At 38.8% G+C, this 26,184-nt stretch carries 22 protein-coding genes; 11 read left to right on the top strand and 11 right to left on the bottom strand.

Going from position 1 to position 26,184, the window contains the following annotated elements; translation table 11 throughout:
- Nucleotides 1–112: 112 nt before the first annotated feature.
- Nucleotides 113–1,648: a glucosyltransferase domain-containing protein gene (locus tag BBI08_RS12810; RefSeq protein WP_065528173.1), complete on the bottom strand. Its 1,536-nt coding sequence runs from the start codon at nt 1,646–1,648 to the stop codon at nt 113–115.
- 136 nt (nt 1,649–1,784) lie between these two features.
- Complete coding sequence (locus BBI08_RS12805) at nt 1,785–2,495, bottom strand: MBL fold metallo-hydrolase (protein ID WP_008497059.1); 711 nt, start codon at nt 2,493–2,495, stop codon at nt 1,785–1,787.
- Between the two features lie 411 nt (nt 2,496–2,906).
- Here BBI08_RS12805 and BBI08_RS12800 point away from each other — a divergent pair, with 411 nt between their 5' ends.
- The 7 genes from BBI08_RS12800 (at nt 2,907) to BBI08_RS12770 (ending at nt 10,094) form a co-directional block, all read left to right on the top strand.
- On the top strand, nt 2,907–3,182 hold the full coding sequence (locus BBI08_RS12800) for a YciI family protein (protein ID WP_008497060.1): 276 nt from the start codon (nt 2,907–2,909) through the stop codon (nt 3,180–3,182).
- Between the two features lie 17 nt (nt 3,183–3,199).
- Nucleotides 3,200–3,745 carry a glycerol-3-phosphate responsive antiterminator gene (locus BBI08_RS12795; protein ID WP_008497061.1) on the top strand — a complete coding sequence of 182 codons (546 nt, stop codon included), beginning with the start codon at nt 3,200–3,202 and terminating at the stop codon, nt 3,743–3,745.
- 184 nt (nt 3,746–3,929) lie between these two features.
- Nucleotides 3,930–4,760, top strand: a complete 831-nt coding sequence (locus tag BBI08_RS12790) for an MIP/aquaporin family protein (RefSeq protein ID WP_008497062.1) — start codon at nt 3,930–3,932, stop codon at nt 4,758–4,760.
- A gap of 20 nt (nt 4,761–4,780) precedes the next feature.
- Nucleotides 4,781–6,283 (top strand): glycerol kinase GlpK, encoded by a 1,503-nt coding sequence (gene glpK, locus BBI08_RS12785; RefSeq protein ID WP_008497063.1) that lies wholly within the window; start codon nt 4,781–4,783, stop codon nt 6,281–6,283.
- Nucleotides 6,284–6,522: 239 nt separating this feature from the next.
- Nucleotides 6,523–8,199, top strand: a complete 1,677-nt coding sequence (locus BBI08_RS12780; RefSeq protein ID WP_065528566.1) for a glycerol-3-phosphate dehydrogenase/oxidase — start codon at nt 6,523–6,525, stop codon at nt 8,197–8,199.
- Between the two features lie 141 nt (nt 8,200–8,340).
- Nucleotides 8,341–9,429: a threonine aldolase family protein gene (locus BBI08_RS12775; protein WP_008497066.1), complete on the top strand. Its 1,089-nt coding sequence runs from the start codon at nt 8,341–8,343 to the stop codon at nt 9,427–9,429.
- 116 nt (nt 9,430–9,545) lie between these two features.
- Nucleotides 9,546–10,094, top strand: a complete 549-nt coding sequence (locus BBI08_RS12770) for a divergent PAP2 family protein (RefSeq protein WP_008497067.1) — start codon at nt 9,546–9,548, stop codon at nt 10,092–10,094.
- A 208-nt stretch (nt 10,095–10,302) separates the two neighbouring features.
- Here the strand turns inward: BBI08_RS12770 and nadA are convergent, their stop codons facing one another.
- Genes nadA through nadB form a run of 3 tightly spaced genes read right to left on the bottom strand, consistent with a single transcriptional unit; the run spans nt 10,303 to nt 13,783 of the window.
- Entirely contained in the window at nt 10,303–11,397 is a 1,095-nt protein-coding gene (gene nadA / locus BBI08_RS12765) for a quinolinate synthase NadA (RefSeq protein WP_008497068.1), read from the bottom strand.
- The gene (nadC, locus tag BBI08_RS12760) at nt 11,394–12,248 is read right to left on the bottom strand and encodes a carboxylating nicotinate-nucleotide diphosphorylase (protein WP_008497069.1); all 855 of its coding nucleotides are present in this window, start codon (nt 12,246–12,248) and stop codon (nt 11,394–11,396) included. Before nadC ends, nadA begins: the two co-directional genes overlap by 4 nt.
- Complete coding sequence (gene nadB, locus BBI08_RS12755; RefSeq protein ID WP_008497070.1) at nt 12,245–13,783, bottom strand: L-aspartate oxidase; 1,539 nt, start codon at nt 13,781–13,783, stop codon at nt 12,245–12,247. The genes nadC and nadB overlap by 4 nt, the downstream gene beginning before the upstream one ends.
- A gap of 100 nt (nt 13,784–13,883) precedes the next feature.
- Between nadB and BBI08_RS12750 the strand changes: the two genes are divergently transcribed.
- Complete coding sequence (locus tag BBI08_RS12750; protein WP_008497071.1) at nt 13,884–15,014, top strand: cysteine desulfurase family protein; 1,131 nt, start codon at nt 13,884–13,886, stop codon at nt 15,012–15,014.
- Nucleotides 15,015–15,129: 115 nt separating this feature from the next.
- The gene (locus BBI08_RS12745; RefSeq protein WP_008497073.1) at nt 15,130–15,495 is read left to right on the top strand and encodes a hypothetical protein; all 366 of its coding nucleotides are present in this window, start codon (nt 15,130–15,132) and stop codon (nt 15,493–15,495) included.
- Nucleotides 15,496–15,542: 47 nt separating this feature from the next.
- Here BBI08_RS12745 and BBI08_RS12740 read toward each other — a convergent pair whose 3' ends face one another.
- A complete protein-coding gene (locus BBI08_RS12740; protein WP_008497074.1) occupies nt 15,543–15,932 on the bottom strand; it encodes a DUF805 domain-containing protein in 390 nt (129 codons plus the stop codon).
- Nucleotides 15,933–16,205: 273 nt separating this feature from the next.
- On the opposite strand from BBI08_RS12740, the gene BBI08_RS12735 reads away from it, so the two are divergent.
- The gene (locus BBI08_RS12735; protein WP_065528172.1) at nt 16,206–17,615 is read left to right on the top strand and encodes a trypsin-like peptidase domain-containing protein; all 1,410 of its coding nucleotides are present in this window, start codon (nt 16,206–16,208) and stop codon (nt 17,613–17,615) included.
- Nucleotides 17,616–18,374: 759 nt separating this feature from the next.
- On the top strand, nt 18,375–21,041 hold the full coding sequence (locus BBI08_RS12730) for a CDP-glycerol glycerophosphotransferase family protein (RefSeq protein WP_065528171.1): 2,667 nt from the start codon (nt 18,375–18,377) through the stop codon (nt 21,039–21,041).
- 49 nt (nt 21,042–21,090) lie between these two features.
- Here BBI08_RS12730 and BBI08_RS12725 read toward each other — a convergent pair whose 3' ends face one another.
- The 5 genes from BBI08_RS12725 to tagD form a co-directional block, all read right to left on the bottom strand.
- Complete coding sequence (locus BBI08_RS12725) at nt 21,091–21,744, bottom strand: class D sortase (protein WP_156874347.1); 654 nt, start codon at nt 21,742–21,744, stop codon at nt 21,091–21,093.
- Nucleotides 21,744–22,931 carry a processed acidic surface protein gene (locus BBI08_RS12720; protein WP_008497084.1) on the bottom strand — a complete coding sequence of 396 codons (1,188 nt, stop codon included), beginning with the start codon at nt 22,929–22,931 and terminating at the stop codon, nt 21,744–21,746. The genes BBI08_RS12725 and BBI08_RS12720 overlap by 1 nt, the downstream gene beginning before the upstream one ends.
- Before the next feature lie 227 nt (nt 22,932–23,158).
- Entirely contained in the window at nt 23,159–24,355 is a 1,197-nt protein-coding gene (locus BBI08_RS12715; protein ID WP_008497085.1) for a LysM peptidoglycan-binding domain-containing protein, read from the bottom strand.
- A 240-nt stretch (nt 24,356–24,595) separates the two neighbouring features.
- Nucleotides 24,596–25,765, bottom strand: coding sequence for a CDP-glycerol glycerophosphotransferase family protein (locus BBI08_RS12710; protein ID WP_065528170.1), 1,170 nt, complete (start codon nt 25,763–25,765; stop codon nt 24,596–24,598).
- Complete coding sequence (tagD, locus tag BBI08_RS12705; protein WP_008497088.1) at nt 25,762–26,154, bottom strand: glycerol-3-phosphate cytidylyltransferase; 393 nt, start codon at nt 26,152–26,154, stop codon at nt 25,762–25,764. Before tagD ends, BBI08_RS12710 begins: the two co-directional genes overlap by 4 nt.
- Between the last annotated feature and the right edge of the window lie 30 nt (nt 26,155–26,184).

Raw genomic sequence — 26,184 nt, 5'->3', positions numbered from 1 at the left:
TTAGTTTATTTCCTTTATTATAGCTCAAAATTACTAATGGAAACAGGAAAAGGGCAGCGAGAAAAGCAGAAGACCAATTAGTGGAGATACACTCCCACTAATTGGTCTTCCCTTATTTTTGTAGTTTCACTACGACAATGTCATTAATGACACGAATCGCATTTGGTGATGGCCATGGCTCCATTTCTACAAACCAATCAGAAGCTGCAATTTCTTCGCGTTGCTGTTCAGAAATAAATTGATAAGTGATACCAAAATAATCTCTCATCATGGCATTGTAATGATAAGGCAATGGAATAATGCTATCTCCTAGAGGACCGGTCATTTTCGGTATACTCTCCGGAACGGTTTCTGTACTCAATGACGAACCTAATTGAACGCGCCCAATTAATGCAAGTTTAGATTCGGATGTCACTCCTTCGGTTTGTTCTACTCTACTAATGAGTCGATTAACGAATGCTGTTGATTTTTCGTATTTCAACTCCATGTTTAAGTAAGCGATATTTGAAATGAGAGCAAAGTTAAAGATGGTGGCAAAAATAGTTGCGACCGCTAACCAGGAAAAACATTTTGCGAAAATAGTTGGGATAGAGAGATGTTCATAAAAAAGAACAGGGAGCATGTAAAAACTGACAAGGGCTAGTACCATTAACATGTGATAGTTTACATCAACGGATATGAAGTACAAAATATATGCTGATAATGGCAGGAGTAGCAATAAGAAAAAAGCGAAACTAGCCATGGCTATGTGAGTAAAACAGCGATTTTGAATCATAATCAAAACAAAACCTAGAGCAATCAACACGAACAGGGCGACGTTTAACCATTCAAATAAATTGATTGGCAAATCTGTGATAAATCCTCGGAAGAAAAAATGCATAAAAGAATCCGTGATTTGATTGAAATATTCGGAAATGGAATTGCTATTTTTCCCTGCAGAATCTAGCCCCTGATAGCTGGTCATGTTTCCGGCGAAAATACGGGTATAAAGCTTAAAGTTGATGACATACAATCCCATTCCGGTAGCGCCTAAAGCAAAAAAACGTAGAAGATAACTTCTCAATTGCAAGTATGTAATTTTTCTTCCTATAATTTCAGTGATTAAGAAGACGAGTATCAGCGTCGAAAGAAAGGGGAAATTGGCTTGATAGACACCGACACCCATATAAAAAAAGATAGAACCAAGTATAAATCCGTACTTGTATTTTTTGGTCATGAGAAGGGCTGTAACGGTCAGCAATGTGCCAAACATGTAGCCATCTGCAGTGAAAATATAAGAAAAAGTAGAAGCGACCGTGGGAAAAGTCATCAGCAAGCTACTAATCGCAAAAATTGAAAAAGTTTTTTTTAACTCGAATAATTCTGTGAGAATTACAGCTGTCAGGGATAAGTACAGAATGGAGAGGATGCCGTTAATCCAAGGTAAGTCGAAATAAGAACTAATTCCACTGAATGGGGACAGGAAAAAGCGTCCCGAATCTCCTTTCAACTGAGGGCTATGCATATTAACCAAACTATCATGATTGGGTAGAATATTGGTAAATACAAATGTATGACATAAAAAACCAATGATTAACGCCGATAAAAAAGCAGTTTTCCATTGAGGTTTAATAAACGTTTTTAAATTCGAGAAAAATTCTTCAGGCATTTCTGAAACTCCTAGTCTATTGCAAAATTTAAACTTTTTTAGAATTTTATTTCCATTTACAATCATAGCAAACTTTGTTTTGGAATAATAGAACATTCTTTTTCTAATGAATAGAAGATTAATTTTGCTTAAGCTGTTATTGCCAATTCCTTTTTTCGCTTTCCAAAATTGCCAATTCGATAGCTTTCAGTGGATTAGCAATCATTTTCCCATGGCCAACCGCTAATAATTGTGGATGTAAGTTTTTGATTTTTTTGGCGCTTTCCAGTGCTGTTTTTTTGTTCCATGTAGCGAATGCAGGAAAGGGGAATAACGCTTTGAATGTGCCAGAAACGGCAATGCCACCTTGTGTTTGAAGGGCATCTCCCGCAATGAGAAAACGATTGCGTGTATCGAGCAACGAAATCGAACCAGGTGTATGCCCAGGTGTATTCACCACTTCAAGCGAACCAATCCGGTCACCTTCTTCAAGCAAGCGATCCGGCTGTGTGTTGATATTTGTGGGCACACTACCTTTAATTGGTGAGTCGGGTTCGCCTGGAAGAGTGTGAATATCCCCTTTGAGCAAACGAGAGTCACGTGAGGATATACTGACCACGGCATCTGGCCATTCGCTTTTAATGGCATCAAGTGCGCCGAGATGGTCCATATGGGCGTGGGTGATAATGATTTGAGTTAATGGTTTTTGCATTACACGAATCGATAATAAAATCTGTTTTGCGTTAAGGCCCAGTGCAGCATCTACTAAGGTCAATTCAGTTTCTTCATCGATAATATAGCAATTGATCGGGAGTAATTTTGGTAAGAAAGTTAATTGGTAAATAGGTCCTTTTTTTGTCATCCGCATGGGTAGTTCACTCCTTTAAGAAGATGTTTGTTTAACTCTAGTTTATACTGTTTCGACAGTAAATGATGAGAAATAGACAATATTTCATCCGAATCGGACAGTATTCAAAAGAAATCGTACGGTATTCCCATATTCTTCCTTCTTAAAATTCAAAACCATTATTACCGAAGACCGGGAAAGCGCAAGGTTGCGCTTTCCGCTATAGGAAATGGGATGCGGACAGTATTTGATGTGATTTGGACAGTAAGGGAGGTCGATTGGACAGTATTTCACAAAATTGGACAGTAATTGAGCTGAACCGGACAGTATGTCCAGAAACTGGAATTCATAAACGTACTTTAAACGAAATTCACAACAACAACAGACATTTTCAAACGAGCTCACTATAATAGATGAAAGGGGGACGGGATCATGAAATACTTTGTGGTGCTATTGCCAATGAAAGACAGTGACAAAAGTCGAGATTTCCGGGAGCAACACCTTTCGTTCTTGGAAAAAATGCGCAATAGTGGAAGAGTCGTTGCGAACGGGAAGTTTACGGACGGCTCTGGTGGCATGGTTATTTATAAAGCGAAATCTTATGAAGATTGCATGACCTCAGTCAATATGGATCCGTATGTGGTTGAAGGGGCAAGAGCGTATCAAATTATGGAATGGGAAGCAGTTTGGGCTGTGAATATGGAGTAATTAGAGGAGGGAATTCGGTGCATGAGCTAACTGGCGTTTTACCTGTATTGCGCAATATGAAAGAATTTGAACGTTTGCTCGATAGTAATCATGAATATATTATCTTTTTGGAAACGCGTTTATCGCAATTAAAGCAATTGGTGCAAGTTGCGAAAAAAGCTGGAAAGAAAGTGATTCTTCATGTCGATTTAATTCAAGGGTTAAAAGCGGATGCTTATGGATTTGAGTATTTAGTGAGAGAAGTCAAACCAGATGGAATTGTTTCGACAAGAAGCAATGTCATTTCATTAGCGAAGAAAAATAATTTGATGACAATTCAGCGATTGTTTTTACTCGATAGTCAGGCACTAGAACAAAATATTAAGTTGATTAACCAAGTAAAGCCTGATTATATTGAAATATTGCCTGGGATTATTCCATCCGTTATTAAAGAAGTTTTCGATAAGACGGGTATACCGGTTATTGCCGGTGGATTGATTCGAACGAAAGAAGATATTCAACTTGCTTACGACGGGGGAGCTAAAGCGATTTCAACATCACAACCAGAACTTTGGGAATTGTAAAATAACTGTTGACAGCGTTTTCATTAACTGATAACTTAGACTTACAAGTTAAGAACTGTGTTGGAGAAATGGAGACCTGCACTGAAAAGAGCGCTTTTAACAAAAGAGTGGCTGGTTCAGTGTGGGTCTTTTTATACTTTTCGAGATGGTTCTTAAACGAAAAAAAACAAAGGGGTGCAAAACGATGACGGAGTTTTTAGCAGAAGTAATTGGTACGATGATTTTAATTATTTTTGGTGGAGGTGTAGTCGCAGGGGCGGTATTAAAAGACTCTAAAGCAGAAAATGGCGGTTGGGTTTTGATAACGCTTGCATGGGGTCTAGCTGTTACCATGGCTGTCTACGCAGTCGGGAGTTTTTCAGGAGCACATATTAATCCAGCAGTAACTTTAGGTCTTGCGTCTGTAGGAGATTTTCCTTGGGCTAAAGTTCCAATGTATATCGCAGCACAGATTCTTGGAGCGTTTCTTGGTGGAGTTATTGTTTTCTTAAACTACTTACCGCATTGGAGACGCACAGAAGACAAAGGTGCGAAACTTGCAGTATTTTCAACTGGTCCAGCAATCCGTAGTCCTTTCTCCAACTTAGTAAGCGAAATTCTCGGAACTGCTGTATTACTTATGGGTTTGCTGTTTATCGGTGCCAATGACTTTACTGAAGGCTTAAATCCGTTAATCGTAGGTTTGTTGATCGTCGCAATCGGGATGTCACTTGGTGGCACTACCGGATACGCGATTAACCCGGCGCGTGACTTAGGTCCGCGTATTGCACACGCATTGTTGCCGATACCAGGCAAAGGTAGTTCAGATTGGTCTTATGCATGGATACCAGTTGTCGGTCCTATCTTCGGTGGTATATACGGCGCGTTATTTTATAAAGCGTTGTTCACAGGAGCATATGATTTACCATTTTGGATCATGACCGTCGTCTTATTACTGGTATTATTTGGAGCGGCAAGTGTAGAATTGAAAAAAGAACATACAGCAGCTGATACAATTGAAGAAAACATTTCATAATTCATTAGGAGGAGATCATTTTGAGTAAAGACTATATTTTATCTATCGACCAAGGTACGACAAGTTCACGTGCGGTATTGTTTAATCACAATGGTGAAATCGTTGAAACTGGCCAGCAGGAATTTCAGCAATTCTTTCCGAAGCCAGGCTGGGTAGAGCATGATGCAAATGAAATCTGGACATCTGTTTTAGCGTGTATGGCAGAAGTATTACGCAAATCGGATATTAGTCCAACTCAAATTGCGGGTATTGGTATCACAAACCAACGTGAAACAACAGTGGTTTGGGATCGTCATACAGGCAAGCCGATTTACAAAGCAATCGTTTGGCAATCGCGTCAAACTGACGGAATTTGTAATGAATTAAAAGATCAAGGTTTGAACGAATTATTCCGTAATAAAACCGGTCTTTTAATCGATGCTTACTTCTCTGGAACGAAAGTGAAATGGATTCTTGATAATGTTGAAGGTGCACGTGAAAAAGCGGACAATGGCGACTTGATGTTTGGAACGATGGACACATGGTTGGTTTATAAATTGTCAGGTGGTAAAGCACACGTTACAGATTACAGTAATGCATCACGTACATTGATGTATAATATTTTCGATTTAGAATGGGATCAGGAATTATTAGATATTCTTACTGTACCGAAGAGCATGTTGCCAGAAGTGCATCAATCATCTGAAGTTTATGCAAACACAGTGGATTATCATTTCTTTGGTCACGAAGTACCGATTGCCGGTATTGCCGGTGACCAACAAGCTGCCTTATTCGGTCAAGCTTGCTTTGAAAAAGGGATGGCGAAAAATACTTACGGAACTGGTTGCTTCATGTTGATGAACACGGGTGAAGAAGGTGTTAAATCTGAACATGGCTTGTTGACGACTTTGGCTTGGGGCGTTGATGGCAAAGTAGAATACGCACTTGAAGGTAGTATTTTCGTGGCCGGTTCAGCTATTCAATGGTTGCGTGATGGTTTGAAAATCATTAAAAATGCTCCCGAGAGTGAAAACTATGCAATGGAAGTTGAGTCGACAGACGGCGTATATATGGTTCCCGCATTTGTTGGACTTGGAACGCCTTACTGGGATACAGATGCACGTGGTGCAGTGTTCGGCTTAACACGCGGTACAACGAAAGCTCACTTTATCCGTGCAACACTCGAATCACTCGCATATCAGACAAAAGACGTTGTAGATGTTATGATTGAAGATGCAGGAATCGAACTGAAAACCTTGCGTGTTGATGGTGGAGCAGTTGCAAATGATTTGTTAATGCAGTTCCAAAGTGATATTCTAGATGTACCGGTAGAACGTCCAGTTGTTCAGGAAACAACAGCACTTGGTGCGGCTTACTTAGCTGGACTGGCAGTTGGATTCTGGAAAGACAAAGAAGAAATCGCTAAGCAATGGAAAGTCGATAAAACCTTTACACGTGACATGTCGACAGAAGATGGCGAAAAACTTTATGAAGGCTGGAAACAAGCGGTAGCAGCAACACGATTATTCAAACCCGAAAAATAACATACAAGTTAATAACGAGAGATATACGGCCGGAGACTTCGAGAGACCAAGCCAGTTTTACAGAAAAAATTCTGTAACTGTGCCTGGATCTCTCTTTTTATTTGGAAAAATGGGTATACAAGTTAGAAAGAGCCTTTTTTCAAACTGCTTTAACCGCATTCCACATAAAAAATTTTGCGGATCAAAGTGGGGAAATGAATGGTCCAATCTCAAACAAAAAAGAAGGAGTAGATGAACTTATGAAATTTTCAAGTTTGCACAGAAATGAACGATATGACCAAATGAAACAATCGCAATTAGATGTTTTAGTCATTGGTGGCGGAATTACAGGTGCAGGAATTGCACTAGATGCGGCTGTACGCGGTATGGATATTGCGGTAGTTGAAATGCAAGATTTTGCTGCAGGCACAAGTAGCCGCTCAACAAAATTGGTTCACGGGGGCTTACGTTACTTAAAACAATTTGAAGTAAAAATGGTAGCAGAAGTTGGCAAAGAGCGCGAAATCGTATATGAAAACGGACCGCACGTAACGACTCCTGAATGGATGTTATTGCCGTTTTATAAAGGTGGAACATTCGGACCGCTCAGCACAAACGTTGGTCTTCGTGTTTATGACTTTTTAGCAGGTGTTAAAAAATCAGAACGCCGCAAAATGTTAAGTAAAGAAGAAACATTGCGTCGCGAGCCTTTATTGAAGAAAAAAGAACTTAAAGGCGGAGGCTATTACGTAGAATACAAAACAGATGATGCGCGTTTAACGATGGAAGTGATGAAGAAAGCGATCGAAAAAGGCGCAATGGCGATGAACTATGCAAAAGTGAAAAGCTTTATTTACGACAATGGCAAAGCAGTTGGCGTACGTGTCGAAGATCAGATTGATGGCACCATTCATGAAGTGTTTGCGAAAAAAATTGTCAATGCGGCTGGTCCGTGGGTTGATACATTGCGCGACAAAGACCATTCGAAATTCGGTAAAACTTTGCAATTGACGAAAGGCATTCACTTAGTGTTTGATGGCCGTCGTTTCCCATTAAAACAAGCCATTTACTTTGATATGCCGGACGGCCGTATGGCGTTTGCAATTCCACGCCAAGGAAAAGTTTATGTCGGTACAACAGATACAGTGTACGAACAAGATATCGCTCACCCAACGATGACAGAAGAAGATCGTGCTTATGTCTTGGAAGCTGTAGACTTTATGTTCCCTGAAGTGGGAATTACAAAAGAAGATGTTGAGTCAAGCTGGGCTGGATTGCGTCCACTGATTCACGAAGAAGGAAAAGATCCATCTGAAATTTCACGAAAAGATGAAATCTTCATTTCAGATTCTGGTTTAATTTCGATTGCGGGTGGTAAATTGACTGGTTACCGTAAGATGGGGGAAAGCATTGTCGATCTTGTGGCAGAACAATTACAAAAAGAACAGGGAACTAAGTATCCGAAAATCTCAACAAAACGCTTGCCAGTTTCCGGTGGCGAAGTGGGCGGATCAAAAGGTCTAAAAACGTTCAGAGCTGACCGTATTCACCAAGCGGCTAGCATGGGACTGACGGCTGACGCAATGGATATGCTTGTCAGTCGTTATGGTTCAAACGTTGATAAAGTCCTACATTTCTATTTACAAGGGTTAGATGCTGCAGCAGAAGCTGGACTCGATCCGATTGTTTATGCGATGTTGCGTTATTCAATGGAATACGAATCAGCGTACAAACCAATCGATTTCTTTATCCGTCGTACAGGTGCGTTGTTCTTTGATATTCATTGGGTACATGCACATAAAGAAAATGTCATCGCTTATATGAGCAAAACGCTCGTATGGAGCGAAGAACAAACTGAAGAGTACCGTGCTGAATTGGAAGGCTTGCTTTATGAAGCAACGCATCCGGTTGACGTATCTTCTCAAAGCTTAAACTAATTAAAATCAATCCTGTCCATTGTCTGTAATTGACTTTGGGCAGGATTTTTTGTGTGAAGAGCCCATTGATAAGGACTTGCATGGTTCAAATTCGTGGTATAGTTAGTTGGAAATAGTCAGACTATTAGAGGAGCCAATACCATGAGGCAAAATGAATTATTGAAGAGCTACGAACAAACAACTCAACAATTGGCAGGGCATGGCCCAAGAAATGTAGCGGTTTTGAAAAATGCTTTCGAGTCGATTGATGGAAAAGTCAACAGTGATAAATATGGACAAGGTTCTGTGATCGAAGATTTTCAAAAACAAATGGCCGATTTTTTAGGGAAAGAAGCGGCCGTGTTTTTCCCGAGCGGCACGATGGCGCAACAAATTGCTTTACGAATTTGGTGTGATGAAAAAGATTTGAAAAAAGTCGCTTATCATCCTTTAAGTCATTTGGAAATCCACGAAGAAGATGGCTTAAAAGAATTACATGGCATTCAATCGATTTTATTAGCAACTGAAGATCGCGTAATTGAATTAGAAGACGTCACTTCGATGAGCGAAGATGTTGCGTGTGTGTTGCTGGAATTGCCCCAGCGTGAAATTGGAGGGCAGCTGCCCAGTTTTGAAACGCTTGAAGCCATTTCAAGGTATTGCCGAGAAAAAGAGATCAAGCTTCATTTGGACGGTGCGCGAATTTTAGAGTGTCTTCCGTACTATGAGAAAACCATAAAAGAAATTTGTGGTTTATTCGATTCGGTGTATTTGTCGATGTACAAAGGAATCGGCGGTATTGCGGGGGCTATTTTAGCGGGCGATCAAGATTTTATAGCCCAATCAAAAATTTGGAAAAAACGTCATGGTGGTGATTTAATTTCCTTGTATCCGTATATTTTGAGTGCGGATGCGTATTTTGCGCAACGCAAAAATCGCATGGGAGATTATTACATGCAAGCGAAAGAGTTGGCTTTGTATTTTAATTCATGCAAGGGAATTTTCACTGTGCCTAAAGTGCCTGTCACCAATATGTTCCATGTGCACTTTGATAAAACACCTGAACAAGTCTCGCCGATACTAGCGCAAGCACAGGAAATAATGAATTTAGGAGTTACCGGCTATTTGCGCAAAGAAAAACAAGGCTGCTCGTTTGAAGTTAGTATAGGCGATCAATACAATAAAATTCCGCAACCAAAAGTGAAAGTTCTTTTTGAATGGTTGGGCGAAAAGATGGAAACCTTAAAGTAGAGGGTGAAAAAATTCCTTTTTTTATTCGAATATACATATTCTTTTGTAAGAATGGGTAAAGAAGTATATTGAATGACAGCAGCAAGTTGTCAAACTGATAACTGGGGGACGAACAGATGAGAAAGATGAATAGAGGAATGATTACCTCTTTAGGAGCAATCGGTGTGGCACAAGCATTGAAAATCGTGACACATAAAACCGTAACGGGGAATTGGGATTGGCGACAAGCCTTTACAACAGGTGGCATGCCAAGCTCTCACTCAGCCGGTGTATCAGCGCTTGCGGCATATGTGGCTGCTAATAAAGGTGCGCGTCATACAGAAACGGCACTTGCAATTGTGTTTGGCGTCATCGTTATGTACGACGCACAAGGAATACGTCGCCATACAGGAGAAATCGCGCGACTGGTCAATGAACTAGAAGACAGCTTTGTGAAGTTCTCGGGAGAATTTCCGAGTTTTGAATTTGTTGAACGCGAAAAAGATTTAAAAGAATTACTGGGTCATCAACCTGTAGAAGTGGCTGCAGGAGCTGCTTTTGGGACGGTTCTTGGATTGGTTTCAGCAGCGATTGAAAACCGCTTCCGGGAAATTGAAGAAAAAGAAAAACGCTCTAAAAATCAAATTGCCTACGATGGACAAGGTCGTCGAATGACTCGTTCTTAATAAATAGATGAAGCCATTCCTTTTGGGGAATGGCTTTTTTGTGTGAAATGGGTGGAACCGCACCTCAAATCGAGAAGAGCGCACCTCGGGAGGTACATTCCGCACCTCGGGAGTCAAAGACCGCACCTCAGGAGTCAAAGAGCGCACCTCGAGAGGCAAACTCCGCACCTCGCACAAATAAAAAAGAAGGCGCAACGCCTTCTTTAAGTTACATCATTTTTTCCAACGCCAATTTTGCTTCAATCGCCGTTTGCGCCTCAACTTGAATGCGGTTAATAACACGTCCATTTACTAATTCTTCGAGAGCCCATGTTAAATGAGGCAAATCAATGCGGTTCATTGTTAGACAAGGACACATAAAAGGGTTTAACGACACGATATCAAGATCTGGGTGATCTGCAATCAGTCGGTTTACCAAATTCATCTCGGTACCGATTGCCCATTTGGACCCAGGCTCAGCCGCTCGAATCATATCAATAATGTATTTTGTCGATCCAGCAAAATCAGATTGGCTAACCACTTCATATGTACATTCCGGATGCACCAAGATGTGGCGGTCAGGCTCATTTTGCCGTAAGTTGTCAATGTGTTTCGGTAAAAAATTCATGTGTACAGAACAATGGCCTTTCCACAAAATAACTTGGATGTCTTCTAGCGGACATTGCGCTTCAAGTTTTTGTTTTATCGGATCCCAAATGGCCATTTGTTCGAGCGGAATGCCTAATTTCACGGCTGTGTTGCGTCCAAGATGTTGGTCTGGCAAAAACAGCATGCGCTGCTTTTGCGTCAAAGCCCAACGCACCATCGGCTCAGCGTTAGAAGAAGTGACGGTTGCTCCGCCGTTGCGCCCAACAAACGCTTTAATCGCTGCTGTTGAATTGACGTAAGTTAACGGTACAATCGTATCGCCGAAAAATTCTTGCAGCTGTACCCAAGCCCGTTCCGTTTGATCAATATTGGCCATATCTGCCATGGAACAACCGGCGCGCATATCGGGCAAAATCACCGCTTGGTCAGAGTTTGTCAGGATATCTGCGGTTTCTGCCATGAAATGAACACCACAAAAAATAATGTAATCGGCTGTTTGTTGTCCGGCAATTTGAGAGAGTTGAAGCGAGTCGCCTGTCACATCAGCGTAACGGATGACCTCGTCTTTCTGGTAATGATGACCGAGTATGTATAAACGATCTCCGAGTTTCGCGCGAGCATGTTTTGCACGTGCATGCAGCTCTTCAGTTGTCGCTTGTAAGTATGAAGCGGGCATACCCTCTGCTTGCTGTAATTCTTTTAGAAATAGAGTCATTGATAAATTGCCTCCTTATGTGAAATAGTCAGGTTCATGCTGATATCAAGGTTATGAACACTGTGAGTTAATGCGCCGATAGAAATCACATCGACGCCTGTATGACGATAAGTAGCTAAATTTTCTAATCCAATGCCACCAGAAGCTTCTGTCCGCATTGATTCTGGCACGAGCTTTGCCCATTCGGCTAGCGTTTTTGGTGTTTGATTGTCAAACATAATGACGTCAGGACGTGCCTCAATAGCTTCTTGTAACTGAGCTAAGTTTTCAACTTCAACTTCAATCATGGTCATATGTCCCAATTGATCGCGTACTTTTTTTACGGCTTGACGGATAGATCCAGCAGCGGCGATATGGTTATCTTTTAGCATCACAGCATCGTATAGCCCATTCCGATGATTAAAGCCGCCACCGGTCCGCACTGCATATTTTTCAAACATTCGCAGTCCAGGTGTGGTTTTTCTTGTATCGCTAATGCGTGTGTGGGGAGCGTTTAAAGCTTCTACACATTTTGCAGTCAATGTCGCAATTGCACTCATGCGTTGTACCAGATTTAAAAGCACTCGCTCTCCGGCTAATAACACTGCTATAGGTCCTTCTATGCGAACGATAGCTTCGCCGGATTTTACCCAATCGCCATCTTTTTTGAAAAATTCTACTGTAACTGCAGGATCTAATAAATTGTATCCCCATTGAAAACATTGGAGGCCAGCGATAACTCCATCTTGTTTCAAACGAACAATTGCTTCACCCCAATCTTCCGGACTGAATAGTATAGATGACAAATCCCGATCTCCAATATCCTCTAATAAAAAATTTTTGATAGCATCTTCAGCTTTTAAGCGATTCATGACATGCTCTCCTTGTATTTTAATAGACGCTCACCAAATGTGTAGCCGGCTAAAGACAATTCGACTGTTTTACCAGTCCACTGTTCAGAAGTCTCTGGTGTATCTCTACGATAATGGGCGCCGCGGCTTTCGTCTCGCAGCAAGGCAGCTTTGGCGATCAAACTGCAAGCAGTATACCGGTGAATATCCTTGATATGTAGACTAGAATAATGCTGTAAATCAAACCAGCGAAGAGGGAAATCGGTATTGAATTTTTGTAGTTTGTCTACTTCTCTTAAAATCCCCACTAGCTTTGTCATGCGCACTTGCAGATTAGCAGGCAAAGCGAATTCTTTTGTCACTTCGGCTAAATGAATTTCTTTTTCTTTAAAATTAAAACCGATACTTAGTAATTTGCTGGCTAAACGTTTAGCGAACACCAAGCCTTCAAGCAAGGAATTGCTGGCTAGTCGATTTGCCCCGTGCACACCAGTCGAAGCCACTTCTCCGATGGCATATAGACGAGGAACCGTTGTTGCTCCCCATTCGTCGGTCTGAACTCCTCCCATATGGAAGTGAGCACCAGGTCTAACAGGAATCAAATCTTGTCCAGGATTGATATGTAGATTATGACAATTTGTAAAAATCGAAGGAAATTTTGACTTGAACTGCTGAATTTTTCGAGCATCTAGAAAGACAGGTCCTTTTTGCTGCCAATGCCATTCAATAGCACGAGCAACTATGTCTCGTGGTGCGAGTTCCATTAAGGGGTGAACACCTGTCATGATCCGTTGTCCATCGGCATTGACAAGCCAAGCTCCTTCGCCACGGACTGCTTCGGATATCAATCCATGAGATTTGCCATTAAGAGTTAAGACGGTGGGATGGAACTGGACAAATTCCAAATCTTCTAAGACGGCACCTGCATGAAAGGCTAGCGATAAGCCATCTCCTGTAGCGACTGAAGAATTGGAAGTTTGGCTATACAATTGACCGATACCACCAGTCGCCAATACGATATGATGATCTTGAATAATAGAGCGATTGCCTTGTCCGTCTTCTACACAGACGCCAACACATTGGCCATCTCTTAACACGAGTTCAAGAACAGAATTGTAAGGCAGGCGTTTAACGTGATCATCTGTTACGGCTAAGAAATATTGCAAGAACATTTTTCCTGTTTGATCACCGCCTGCATGAAGAATTCGTTTTGTGGAATGTGCCGCTTCTCGACCAAGGAGCGGGAGCCCTGCTTGATTGGCATCAAACGGTAACCCTCGTGATAACAAGCTTTCGATTATGGCTAGTCCTTCAGTTGTTAAAAGTTTTACACGTTCAGCATCTGCATGACCAGCGCTTGCGAATAATGTATCTGTGGCATGACTAGTCGGGTGGTCTCCGGGACCAATACTCGCAGCAATCCCTCCTTGTGCTAGAGCCGTATTACTTGAAAATGAATCTTCTTTTGTAAGCACGGCGATAGACAAAGAAGAAGGAAGACAATGAGCTAACATTAGTCCCGCGATTCCGCCTCCGATTATACAAACATCAAACATAAGTTTACACCAACTTTACAAGTGTCTTGACACTATTAATGACATAAAGCTAAAGTGATTACAAGATTAAAATATAGTATGTGAAGGAAATGATGGAGAAATGGCAATTTATTTGGATTATGCAGCAACAGCTCCTATGCGGGAATCTGCTATTGAAGCTTATGTCACTGCAGCTAGAGAGGTTTTTGGAAATACGCAAAGTTTGCATGATAATGGCTCAGATGCTTTGAGGCTATATGAGTCGTGCCGGCGAATGTGGGGGGAATTGCTCAATGTACGAGGAGAAGGGATGTATTTTACCGGCAATGCATCAGAGGGAAACCAATTGGCGATTCGATCTTTGCTGCGTGGAAGAAAAGGTGGGAAACGGGAAATTGTTACCACGCAACTTGAACATGCTTCTGTGCTGACGACCTTGAATGAGTTAGAGAAAGAAGGGTACCGAATTCGTTATGTGCCAGTTGATAAAGATGGAGTTCTTGAGTTGGAGGAATACAAAAAAATGATTACGGATCAAACGGCTTTAGTGGTCATTCAGTTGGTCAACTCAGAAATGGGAGCCATTCAGCCAATAGCAAAATGTGCTGCTTTTGCGAAAATGACTGCTGTTCCTTTTCATTGTGATATTGTCCAAGCAGTCGGTAAAATACCGTTAGATTTGGCTAGTTTAGGTGTTACGAGTGCCGTTTGTTCAGGACATAAAATCGGTGGGCCAAAGGGAGTCGGCATCGTCTGGCTAGACCCTAGCATCCACTGGGAGTCGACTTATGAGGGAACTGTACATCAGCAAGGCTTTCGCGCTGGAACGATAGACGTCCCAGCGATCGTATCGGCAACTATTGCTACAAAAGAAGCCATGTCTGAGCAGAAGCAAGTCTTTCAGCATGCTGAAAATCTTCAGTCTTATTTAAAAGAACACCTACCAGATGATGTTGAGATGATAGGAAAGAGTGTTAAAAAATCGCCATTTATTTTAGGGATTTTATTACCTCATGTAGAAGGGCAGTGGATGATGCTCGAATGTAATCGCCATCAGGTGGCTATTTCAACAGGAACTGCCTGTAAGATTGGCGCTGGTGAAGCGATGTCTGCAATGAGTGCTATAGGGATAGCGCAAGATGCTGCTCGGAAATTTATCCGACTATCAATTTCAAGAAATACAACAAAACAGGAGCTCGATACATTTCTACAAATACTCCGAAATTCAATGGCGAAAACTATGGCGCGATAAATCGATTGTAAATCAGGGATTAAGAAATTCTAAAGACTTCAAAGGAGAAGGGACGGCATTTAGTGGATGAGTTAAGCTAGATGTAACGACTAATCATTTGAAGGAGGAAAAATAGTTGAAGACTTTGTTCTTGAAAACATCTATTTTCATTCTAGCTATGGGATTTGTTTGGATGACGCAACTAAACACACAAACTGATCAAATAAAAGACTCTCCAGCATCTTATGAGATGGGTGAAATACTAATTCCTTATGAAAATCAATTAATGGAGCTAGATGAAGAACTACTCATTTTGAGTACGCAAATAGACGGGAAGAATACTATAAGCTTTGATCAATACAAGCATTATCAATCGATCTTGAATGGGTTAATACAAGATACAACTACCATCTCGCGAGAAATAGAACCAATGACCTTAACAAATCAATTTGAACAATTAGTAACAGTTCAAAAAACATTACAGGAAATTGATGTGAAATAAAAATACACCGCAATCGTCTTTTCAACGATTGCGGTGTATTTATGTTTTCAGTTATTGACTGGCTTGAAGTCGTGTTCAAATTCTTTTGGATTTGAACCGTATTTATTGCTGCCAGATTCGCTATCTAGTAATGTAAATACGAATAAAGCAATCCATCCAAGAATCGGGATAAAGCTAAGCAATAGCCACCAGCCGGTACGGCCAATATCGTGTAAGCGGCGAACTGTAACTGATAAACTTGGAATTAAAATTATAAGCGTAAAAATGGTGCTTAAAAGTCCAAGGTTTGGTGCAATTTCTAAACTTAGTGCAATTTCAATGATGGATAAAACAATTGAAATAATACTGGTAAATAAGATGAACATCCAGTATTCTTTACGGCGCGATCTGCTTTTGAAATCCAAGGTCTTTTTAAAAACGTCTAAAAACTCTTTCAAACTATCATCTCCTAAAAATTATCATTTTACTGAATCGATTATATCACTTTATGGAAGATTAAAGTAGATAAAATTATTGGAATTTCACATATTATTTTTATTCTATCGCGTTATTTTGATTTATTTGATAAAAATATGTTCTGAATACATAGATTTATTACAAATGCGAAGACTTCATTACATCTTGCAACCCTGAGTAGTTGTTTGACGTTATAAGGTTTATAATGGAAGAAAATAAAGAACTTTATGCTAGATCATCAAGGAGGTACAACTATGAAATGCAATAAATGTGGAGCTGAAAACGTTGAGGGCTCAAAATACTGTAAAGATTGTGGGCATTCACTTATACAGACTAGAAATAAAAAGCACAAAAAGCGTAACCTTACGTACGCCATTATTTTAGTGTTAACTTTGCTCGGCGTAGGCATTGGGTCTGCTCAATTAATGAGCGATAATGCAGAACCACCTAAACAAGAAGAAACAAAACCAGAGATGCCGGAAGTAACAGAAGAACCGGAAGAACCAGAAGAACCAGAAAAAATCGAAGAACCTGAAGAAACCGTGCCAGCTGAAGAACCAACAGTGGGAACGGTAACTAAAGTAGAAAACGTCGTGCCACCTTCTGAACAAGAAGAAAAAATAGAGCCGAAGAAAAAAGAAAAAACAGCAATTATTAAGGAAGTACAACAAAAAGTTTATACTGTATTAACAGAAGGTGGACAAGGTTCAGGATTCTTGTTTTCAGATACGGGAATGGTCGTAACAAACGCTCATGCAGTAGCAGGGTATACGGATGTGGTAGTTCGCAACATTAACGGACAAGATCATCCGGGTACAGTGGTCGGAATTTCTGGTGAATCGGATATTGCATTGATTCACGTCGAAGCATTCGAAGGCATCACGCCACTAGAAGCTGAAATGGGCAAGACCGATGTCGGAACGGAAGTTATCGCCCTTGGTAGTCCAGCTGGTCTAGAAAACACGGCATCAATTGGTTATTTAACTGGAATTGACCGTGACTTTTACCAAGAATTTACGTATGAAGATATTTACCAAATCGATGCTAAAATTGCGCCAGGAAGCAGTGGTGGACCTTTAGTTGATGCAACAACTGGAAAAGTCATCGGGATCAACTCATTGGTTATTGAAGAAGGCGATACAATCGGTTTTTCAATTCCATTGTATTCGATGCATGAACAATTATCCAAATGGGTAACAAATCCTATGTCGGCAGACGAAGTCGCTGCCGTATTTAATGTATATGATGATTTCGATAGCTATGAAGATGAAGATTATGAATACGATATTGATTTGGAAATGAAATTTGACGAAGCCAATTTAAGCGAGTTTATCGGAGATTTCCGTTATTATTACGAAACGGCATTAAAAGAAAAAGACTTTTTCTATGTACAAAACTTACTGGTCTACCAAAGCGATATTTATAATGGTATTTCCGAGTATATTACTGATATCACAGGTAAGGGAATGGAATTCAACTTTACAAAGCTAGACATTTCCAGCATAGAGATTTTTGACGACTATGCAGTTGTCCACACAGAAGAAGCTTTTGATTTTAATGATGGAGAAGGTAATTGGTCTGTCCAAGAACGCAGCAAAACCTATACCATTGTGATGGACGAATATGGTTTTTACTATGTTTCGGATATTGTGAATAAAGAATAAAGTGTAGGTACCAAAAAAACCGCCTATCAGCTTATGCTGATAGGCGGTTTTTTGGTATCAATAAAAAAACACATTTTGTTGTGACGAATTATATTTAATGCGGTATAATTAACTGAATAATTAGATAATTATCTTTTTGCAGAATTTTAGAGCAATAGAGCCGTCCCAAAAGGTGGTGAATTTGGATTGATGTATGTTCAAATAACTTTTTTATCTTGAAATAGAATTAAAGTAACCAAAATGTGGTGAAGTTATAAAACGTACAAGAGAACCATAGTTGGTTTATTTACTAGTGTCAGAAAGAGATAACTTCAACCATTTGTTAATATAGTACAAATTTAATTGACTTAACAAAATCGATGGCATAACGTTTATCAACTTCTATTTAAAGTCTATGGCTAATAAATTCAGGAAATAAAAATGAGAGTCCATTCCATAATGGATTTCCTCTAGATATATTTATCTAGGTGCTAATAGATATTACGACATCCAAAACAACATATTTAATAGATGTAGGGCAGGAATGTATATCTTATACATTTTTTAAAGTATTATGAATCCCGTTTATTTAGAAGGAGAGAAAAACTATCAATGCAAATAGTCATAAAAATATTATTACCGGAAATAATTTGTCAATCAGTTTAGAATTCCTCTTATAGAGGTTGCGTGAAGAGAGAAGTTAAGACGAAAAGTGATAGAAAACAGTAACTCTATTCAAAAATAAAATATTAAAATAATATTTTTAGGAGAATAGCTAATATGATTTTTAAAGAAATTTTAAGTGAATTGAGGAAAAAAATTGTAAAAAAAGTAGCTGTTGAAAAATATTATCTAAAAGAACAAAATTTATTATTTGAATTTAAGTTGTCTAATTTTTTTGTAGTTAAAAAAGTTATTAAAGCTGAATTTTTAATCAATAAAGAGAAATATCGACTAAATTGTGAAGTATTACACAATAATCGCTTAATCGTAAAGATACCCCAACATCTTCTTAACTTGGTTACTTCAAGTTCAAGTTTGCAATTAACCATTAACAATAAAAAGATGTGGATAACAGAACACGAAATATATGAAGTTGACGATTTTAAGGAAGGCATTTTAATCGGGCAAAAAATTTTATCAATCAAAGTGAAGAGAAACATTATTATTGAAAATCACTATGCCGGTTTTCATTTTATGAATACATCGATTAGCACAATAGTTGAATCCGTAAAGTACAACGCTTTTACTTTGTCTATTCGGCTGCCTTATGTTTTAAAAGAAGGATCAAGAGATATAGAACTTTATGGTTTTAATAATTTCCAATTTCGAATATTAAAGGGCAAACGACTAGATGAAGGAAGTCTCTTTGTTTTCGATGAATTTTCCGAAATGGCCGCTGGTTTATGGAGAATGTTTCTTTATGCAGATCATAAATTATACTCATTATATTTGGAAAATGATTTCACTGAGTCTGTTAGCTCATATCATCACCAGTTTAAAATACTATGCAGAGAATCTTATCTTTATTTGGAATTGCAGCCACATACAATGGAAATTGATTTTATTTCGATAGAAGAAAAACAAAATTCCGAAATTCTTTTTTCGTTTTCACTAGGAAATAGAGTAACAGATGTGGAATATTCTCTTCAAGTAGATGAGCCGAAAAGTGGACTACTCGAAACTTATCCCTTGAAGAACGAAAATGGTCTTTTTCAAACCACTTTGCCAATGAATAATTTGATGGACAATCTATTTGTAAAACGCTTCTTCATTGTTGAGCATAGTGATGAACCTAAAGTTTATAGATTTAGTTTAGATAAACGTACCTTACAAAATACGACGACGCGGTATAAGGTGATATCAAATTCGCAGTTGGTTAAATTGAAATTTTATCGTCGAAAAGATTTATCTCTTGGATTAGCAATGACTCCAGCTAAACTAAAAAAATCTATCCGTGAAGTAAAGGATTTCCAGGTCGAAGGTGTGATAGGTGCAATAGAAGAGTTTATAGGTTCCAAAGCTTATTTAATGGTAGAAGACCGTGCGTCTCAAGAATCACTTCAAGTGCCTATTTCTGGAGAATTCACAGTTGATTTTAATACCTTGGATTTGATAAGTCTGAAAAGTAAAGATAAAACCGTTCTCGATTTGTTTGTAGTGATTGAAAACAATTCACAAGATGTTATCCGAAAAGAAAAAATTAGATATACTAAAGCGCAATACAAGAAAGATAATTATTATAGCTATATTAAACAATTAGATGATAACGGCGATGAACATCATTTCATGATTACGACGACTCCTTTTAATAACGTAAAAGTAGAAGCATTTACTGTAAGAAACGATGTGAAAATTCCACAAGATACTAAAACAAAAGATGAAAATGTTTGGTTAATGGGAGAGCGCGCGAATACTGCTCAAGATAACGGCATCGTCTTTTTCAAATGGTTACAGGAGCATACATCTATTGAAGCTTATTATGTGATAGAAGAAGACAGTTCAGAGTATGAACATATTAAGCACCTCACGAATGTACTGATTTTTGGTTCCGATAAACATTTTGAAATTGCCTTTAAAGCTAAAGTTTTACTTGGTACACACGACTTAGAAAACATTTTGCCTTATAAGCCGGCAAAAGGGTTTTTTGGCTATGAAGAAACCCTCAAGATATTCCTTCAACATGGAGTGTTAGGACGCAAAAATGTGGAATATCATAAGAAAAATTACGATATGCCATTTGATTTGTTTATTGTTAGCTCTGAGCCTGAAAAGAAAGTAATTGTAATGGATGAAATGGGTTACGACGATCATGAAGTGGTCGCAACTGGTTTGGCACGTTTTGATAATCTCATCCAAGTCGATCCACCTAAAGACATTTTACTGATGCCTACATGGCGTGATTGGATTAATACGGACGAACAATTTTTGAAGAGTGAATATTTCATGGCTTATGCAAACTTAATCCAAAATGAAAAATTGCTTGGACTTCTTGAAGAGTACGATGTGAATATTAACTTTTACCCACATTACCGTGCCCAAGATTATTTCCAAAGTGAAATTGAAGATATGCATGAGCGTATTAAATTTATCCCTTTGGGTTCACAGACAGTTCAGCAGTTGCTGATAGACCATGCCTTGCTGATAACGGACTATAGCAGTGTCAGCTTTGACTTTACTTTACTTAACAAACCGGTCGTTTATTATCATTTTGATGTAGAGAGATTTTTCCGTAAAGGCATTTTGCGACCTATTGAAGAAACGTTTATCGGTGGGATTGGATCATACGAGGAAGAGCTTGTCACCATTATTGAAGATCGAATTAAGAGCAATTTTGCGAATTTCGAATACGAAATCACCGGGATTATTAAGCATCAAGATCAGAATAATAGTCGCCGCATATACGATGAAGTTCAAAAGCTACTAGAAGTTAAAAGAAATTCGTAACTAAAAATAAGTTAGAAAAAAGAGCGGTGAAGTTGACTTCACCGCTCTTTTATTTACTTGAAACCAAATCAGCTACTAATATATAACGTTCTGGAGCGTATCCAATGTAATCGAATGGATAGCATGTAGAAACGGTTAAGGTAGCTTTTGGTTTTGGTACTATAACGGTTCGGTCGTCTTGGTCGACGATTCGAACTTGACGTACTTTATAAGTGAAAGTACCTGAATAAGTTTTGACAGTTAAAAGGTCGCCTTTTCCGACTTTACCTAGTTCGCGGAAGACCGTATCGCGGTGTCCAGACAATACGGAATTGTCATTTTCACCGGGCAGTACACTTTGTGCAAAATGCCCCACACCTTTTTCTAACTCATCCTCATCTGTTCCGTGAATAATCGGTAGGCTGGCTTCGAGCTTTGGAATAAGTAGTTCTCCCATCAACTCGCCAACTTCGGGTTTTTGAGGATACTCAAGATTGAGCAAGTCATTTTTTGTGTGTTTCTCATCAATATCAAGTCGTGGAGACTCAGGCTTGCTGCTAAAATCTTTAGCTTCAACATTTCCTGTTTTATAAAGCATATAACCTTTGATGAAAGTTGCTGTGCTCGAAGTGCTAAACCATAAACCGGAAATAACCAAGGTAATCGATAGAAAAAGAAGAAGCGGTTTTTTGCTTCTTCTTTTTTTTAGTTGGTCGTTCATCATTAAATTTTTTCAGCTTTCAAACGGCGGAATAAAACAACCCCACTTAAAAGTAAAGTCAGTCCAAAAAGTAAAGTAGGTACAAAATTAGAAGCAGTAACTGGTAATTTGCCACCTTTTACTGTTTGTGTTGTACTCGGTGCAGATGCAGTTGGTTTTTGTATCACAGTCGGAGTTGAAATAATTGTTTCTACAGCTCCTAAGTCTTTTCCTGTATCAACAATTAGATCAGACCCAAACATATCGGCAGTCAACAAAACATCAGCTAAAAATACATCTTTAAGGTTGTAAATCTCAATTAATAAGTCTGCACCTTCAGTTGATTGAAGCGTCATTAATGTAGCTAATGAAACAGGTTTTTTTACGCCATCTTTTACAAAAAAGTAAGTTGTTTTTAGTTCAAACAAGTTAATCATGTCATTATAAACATCCATCATCTCAGCAATTTGTTCTGCTGTTAATTCGTCAGCTGTCTCAAAATCACCGATAGCCATCATGCGATCACTTAATTGTGTTAGTTGTTCTTCAAATGCAGGGTCTTCATAATTCAATGTTTCTAAATGGGCAATTAATCTTTCTACTTCTTCTTCAGTCAACCCAAGTTCAGTGAAAAGACCGTTGAAATCTAACTCGTAATCATCCATTTCTGTATAAAAAAGAAGGGAGTCTTCTAACTCTTCGATAAAGTCGTAGTTTTCTAGGGAATCAGAATAACCTTGTAAAAAATCTTCTAACTCTTTTTCTGATGCAAAGCCAAAGTCATCCATCAATTCCTGTAGGTTTAAAGCGTCAATCGGTGTACCTGTGTAGTCATCTAGATAAAACTCACTAAAGTACTCAACATCTTCAATGAAGATCAAGTAGACACCGTCGAGAACATCTTCGCCATACTCAAGGTCACCGTATTCATAAAGTAACTCATTTAATTCTGTGCGAGTCAGGTTTAATTTTTCTGTTAAAAGCTGAATACCTTTTTCAGTTAAAGGTGTCCCTAACTCATCAATCGTTTCAAACTCATCTAAAGACCAGTCTTTACTTTCTAAGTAGTCTAGATAATCTTGCTTATCCCAATTGATTTCTACTAAAAACGCATTAAATTCAGCCTCATCCGATTTGATCGCAAATGCAGATAGCGGCAATGTACCGAGTACAAACCCTAAAACTACTAAAAACCCAACTAAACGCTTCATTTTCTTCCTCCTGTTTATAAAAAATGGAATATCTATACTATTATAGAATTGGTTTTAATTTTATAAAATAGGTACAAATGTTCATATGTCTTGAAATTCGAAGAAATTTTTAAGGTGAATATATTTGCTAACCGAATAACTTGTGGATGAAAAGAAAAAATAAAAAAGAAGCTGGAAAAGTGAATTCCAGCTTCTTTTAAAGTAAGTCAATATCATGTGTAGAGAGATTATTGTGGGATCACCAATACTTGTCCTACAGCGATTGCATTGACATTAGAGATATTATTGGCTGCGGCTATTTTAGCAACTGTGGTGTTGTATTTACTAGCTATGCTGTAAAGAGTATCCCCGGCTTTAACGGTATAGTTAACGGACGAAGCGGGAGGCGTTGTTGTTTTCCCAGGAATGGTGAGTACTTGGCCCACATGAATCAGGTTGTAATTGGTGATATTATTGGCTTTAGCTAATTCTGAAATGGTAACATTGTATTTTCTCGCAATGCTGTAAAGGGTGTCACCAGCTTTAACGGTGTATTTAACAGCTATAGCGGGAGGGGTCGTGGTTTTCCCCGGAATGGTGAGTACTTGACCCACATAGATCAAATTATAGTTAGTAATGTTATTGGCTTTGGCTAATGCTGAAACGGTAACATTGTATTTTCTCGCAATGCCGTAAAGAGTGTCGCCAGCTTTGACTGTATATTTAGTACCGCTGACAGGAGCGGAAGGCAAATTCAATAATTCGGATACAGTGACAAATGTGTATCCTTTAGCTTTCAATTTGCTAATCATACTTGGCAAAGCTCCTGGTGTTCCAGATGCCCCTGCACCTGTATGCATTAACACAATAGATCCAGGCACAATATTATCCATTACTTTGTTGGTGATTTGTGTAGAAGAAACACCTTTCCAATCAACTGTATCAATATTCCATTGAATGGTATGGGTGTATCCTGCATCACCAACAGCTTTTAAAACAGCTGCATTAGATGCACCAAATGGAGCTCTGAAAATTGGCTTAGTTGTTTCACCTGTAAGATCTTTAATCGTCGCTTCTGTCGTATCAAGCTCACTTTTTATTTTGGCAGCCGACAGTTTTGTGAAGTCGGGATGTGAATAAGAGTGGTTGCCAATTTGGTGACCTTTAGCTGAAATATTCTTAATCCAAGAAGGATGGTTTTTAGCGCCAGAACCTGTTAAAAAGAATGTTGCATCTACTTTATTGGCAGACAAGATATCTAAAATTTTGTTAATGTTGGTACCGTCTGAACCATCATCAAACGTAAGGGCAACCACTTTACTAGTTGTATTGCCTTTTGAAATATATGTGGAACTTGCTGCTTGTGACTGACTAGAGAAAGAAAATACGGTAAATAGGATTAGTAGCAACGCGGCTATGACTTTTACACATTTAGAAAAAAGCACCTTTCTCACCCCTTTAGTTAGTGCGCTGAAATTGTGTCAGCGTATGTATAGGAAAGTGGGATATATGGAGTGATGATGTGCATATTCTACTTCTAATATACCACAAAAGTAGGCGATTCGCCTTATTAAAGACTGAGTATTTTGAAAATAACGGAGATAGTTATAAATAGTTCGGAATTTGCGGTATTGCTTTTAAAAATGAGAAAACCAGCAGTCCAATTTAATGGATTGCTGGCAGACTTATAAATCATTCGGATCGTAAATGACGCTAATCAGTTGAGAAGTACTCTTACCTATCGAATAGGTATTCCAATGCTTGCAGAATTGATCGATTTTTTCATAATCAATCGACGGATTTAAAATATGATCAATTACTTCGCCCGTCGTCTTCACAATTGGACCAGGGAAGTACAAACTGTTTTCCGCCCATATGCCTTGCGTTTTCCCATACTCTTCAAGGTCATAAGTGAAGAAAATCATTTTTTTCTCAAGTAAAGAAAATTCCACCGGAATGGATGAATAATCGGTAATCAAAATATCACTGACAATAAGCAATTCGCTAAGGTGTGGGTAATCATTTACCAACAAAACACGCGGATGCTCAGTGAAGTTGGTTACTTCATGAACAGAAGGGTGGAGGCGTATCAATATTACATAGTGCTCGTCCAATCTTTCAAGAAGCTCTTCTACGTTCAGTTGTAACTCCATACTATTCAACGAATTTTTGCGGAAAGTAGGAGCGTACAAAACAACTTTTTTTCCGGTAATGGCAGGGTACAAGCTTTGCAATCTAGCATGCGCTTGTTCCTTAGCAATGGGATCAAAATAAAAATCTGTTTGTGGCACGCCAGTGTGAATAAAATGACTTTGATCAACATGGAAAGATTCAGAGAAAATCTCCGCCATTTGTTGAGAACCTACAGGAATATATTGAAAACGATCATACACTTGTTGGAATCTCAGCTTTGCACGTTCACTCCTTGCCGAAGTTTCAGGATCGCTCCAGCCGAATTTCTTTATAGCTCCAGCTGCGTGCCATAATTGTATGCATTTTACTTCATGTCGAAATTTAATGACGGAAAGAACACCGGCATAATTGTCAACAAACACATACTTTGAAGTGGCCAAATGATAGATGGATAAAAAAGTATCTAAAATATTGGACGTTTCAAAGCTATAAATCTTTTTATTATCCGTTGGAATGGTTGTGAAATCGAGTTTGCATTTTGCTTGGTTGATGAAAATCATTTGGTGTTGCTGTGATTTAGATAATTCGTTCGCAATAAAAAACGCATTATCACCAAAAGAAGAAAGAAAGACTGTTTTGTTTTTTAGAGGGAATAGTTTGAACAGGGCAAACAAGACTTTAAACAGAAAGAGGTAGATGGAAATTCCAAATTCTTTGATCATTTGCGATTAAAAAGGTCTGTCTTGATTTTAGTAGTTGAAATGCCTTCTGTTCGTGGCAAATAAAGAACCTCACAATAGTCCTTGAGTTCATCGAATTTGCCTTCCCAGTCAGACCCCATTACAAATAAGTCAGCCTTGTTGTTAGTGATGTCCGATACTTTTTGGCCCCAATTGCTTTCAGGAATCACTTCATCAACGTATTTTATAGCTTCTAGTATGAGTTTTCGTTCTTCATAGGAGTGATAGGCAGCTTTGCCTTTAATCGCATTAAACTCATCAGTAGATAAGCCGACGATTAAATAATCTCCATTTTCTTTTGCTCGTTTCAAAATGTTTATATGACCATGATGAATCAAGTCAAAGGTTCCGTATGTTATTACTTTCTTCATATATGTATTCACTCCAAGAATGCTTATTTT

This window comes from Planococcus halocryophilus, assembly GCF_001687585.2.
Taxonomy (GTDB): domain Bacteria; phylum Bacillota; class Bacilli; order Bacillales_A; family Planococcaceae; genus Planococcus; species Planococcus halocryophilus.
The sequence above is the reverse complement of the archived record's forward strand: the minus strand, read 5'-3'. Positions and strand labels throughout refer to the sequence as shown.

Excerpts from the sequence above, each read along its gene's own strand:
- BBI08_RS12810 (WP_065528173.1), bottom strand. The coding sequence starts at position 1,648 with ATGCCTGAAGAATTTTTCTCGAATTTAAAAACGTTTATTAAACCTCAA.
- BBI08_RS12805 (WP_008497059.1), bottom strand. The coding sequence starts at position 2,495 with ATGCGGATGACAAAAAAAGGACCTATTTACCAATTAACTTTCTTACCA.
- BBI08_RS12800 (WP_008497060.1), top strand. The coding sequence starts at position 2,907 with ATGAAATACTTTGTGGTGCTATTGCCAATGAAAGACAGTGACAAAAGT.
- BBI08_RS12790 (WP_008497062.1), top strand. The coding sequence starts at position 3,930 with ATGACGGAGTTTTTAGCAGAAGTAATTGGTACGATGATTTTAATTATT.
- BBI08_RS12780 (WP_065528566.1), top strand. The coding sequence starts at position 6,523 with ATGAAATTTTCAAGTTTGCACAGAAATGAACGATATGACCAAATGAAA.
- BBI08_RS12775 (WP_008497066.1), top strand. The coding sequence starts at position 8,341 with ATGAGGCAAAATGAATTATTGAAGAGCTACGAACAAACAACTCAACAA.
- BBI08_RS12770 (WP_008497067.1), top strand. The coding sequence starts at position 9,546 with ATGAGAAAGATGAATAGAGGAATGATTACCTCTTTAGGAGCAATCGGT.
- nadA (WP_008497068.1), bottom strand. The coding sequence starts at position 11,397 with ATGACTCTATTTCTAAAAGAATTACAGCAAGCAGAGGGTATGCCCGCT.
- nadC (WP_008497069.1), bottom strand. The coding sequence starts at position 12,248 with ATGAATCGCTTAAAAGCTGAAGATGCTATCAAAAATTTTTTATTAGAG.
- nadB (WP_008497070.1), bottom strand. The coding sequence starts at position 13,783 with ATGTTTGATGTTTGTATAATCGGAGGCGGAATCGCGGGACTAATGTTA.
- BBI08_RS12750 (WP_008497071.1), top strand. The coding sequence starts at position 13,884 with ATGGCAATTTATTTGGATTATGCAGCAACAGCTCCTATGCGGGAATCT.
- BBI08_RS12735 (WP_065528172.1), top strand. The coding sequence starts at position 16,206 with ATGAAATGCAATAAATGTGGAGCTGAAAACGTTGAGGGCTCAAAATAC.
- BBI08_RS12730 (WP_065528171.1), top strand. The coding sequence starts at position 18,375 with ATGATTTTTAAAGAAATTTTAAGTGAATTGAGGAAAAAAATTGTAAAA.
- BBI08_RS12725 (WP_156874347.1), bottom strand. The coding sequence starts at position 21,744 with ATGATGAACGACCAACTAAAAAAAAGAAGAAGCAAAAAACCGCTTCTT.
- BBI08_RS12720 (WP_008497084.1), bottom strand. The coding sequence starts at position 22,931 with ATGAAGCGTTTAGTTGGGTTTTTAGTAGTTTTAGGGTTTGTACTCGGT.
- BBI08_RS12710 (WP_065528170.1), bottom strand. The coding sequence starts at position 25,765 with ATGATCAAAGAATTTGGAATTTCCATCTACCTCTTTCTGTTTAAAGTC.
- tagD (WP_008497088.1), bottom strand. The coding sequence starts at position 26,154 with ATGAAGAAAGTAATAACATACGGAACCTTTGACTTGATTCATCATGGT.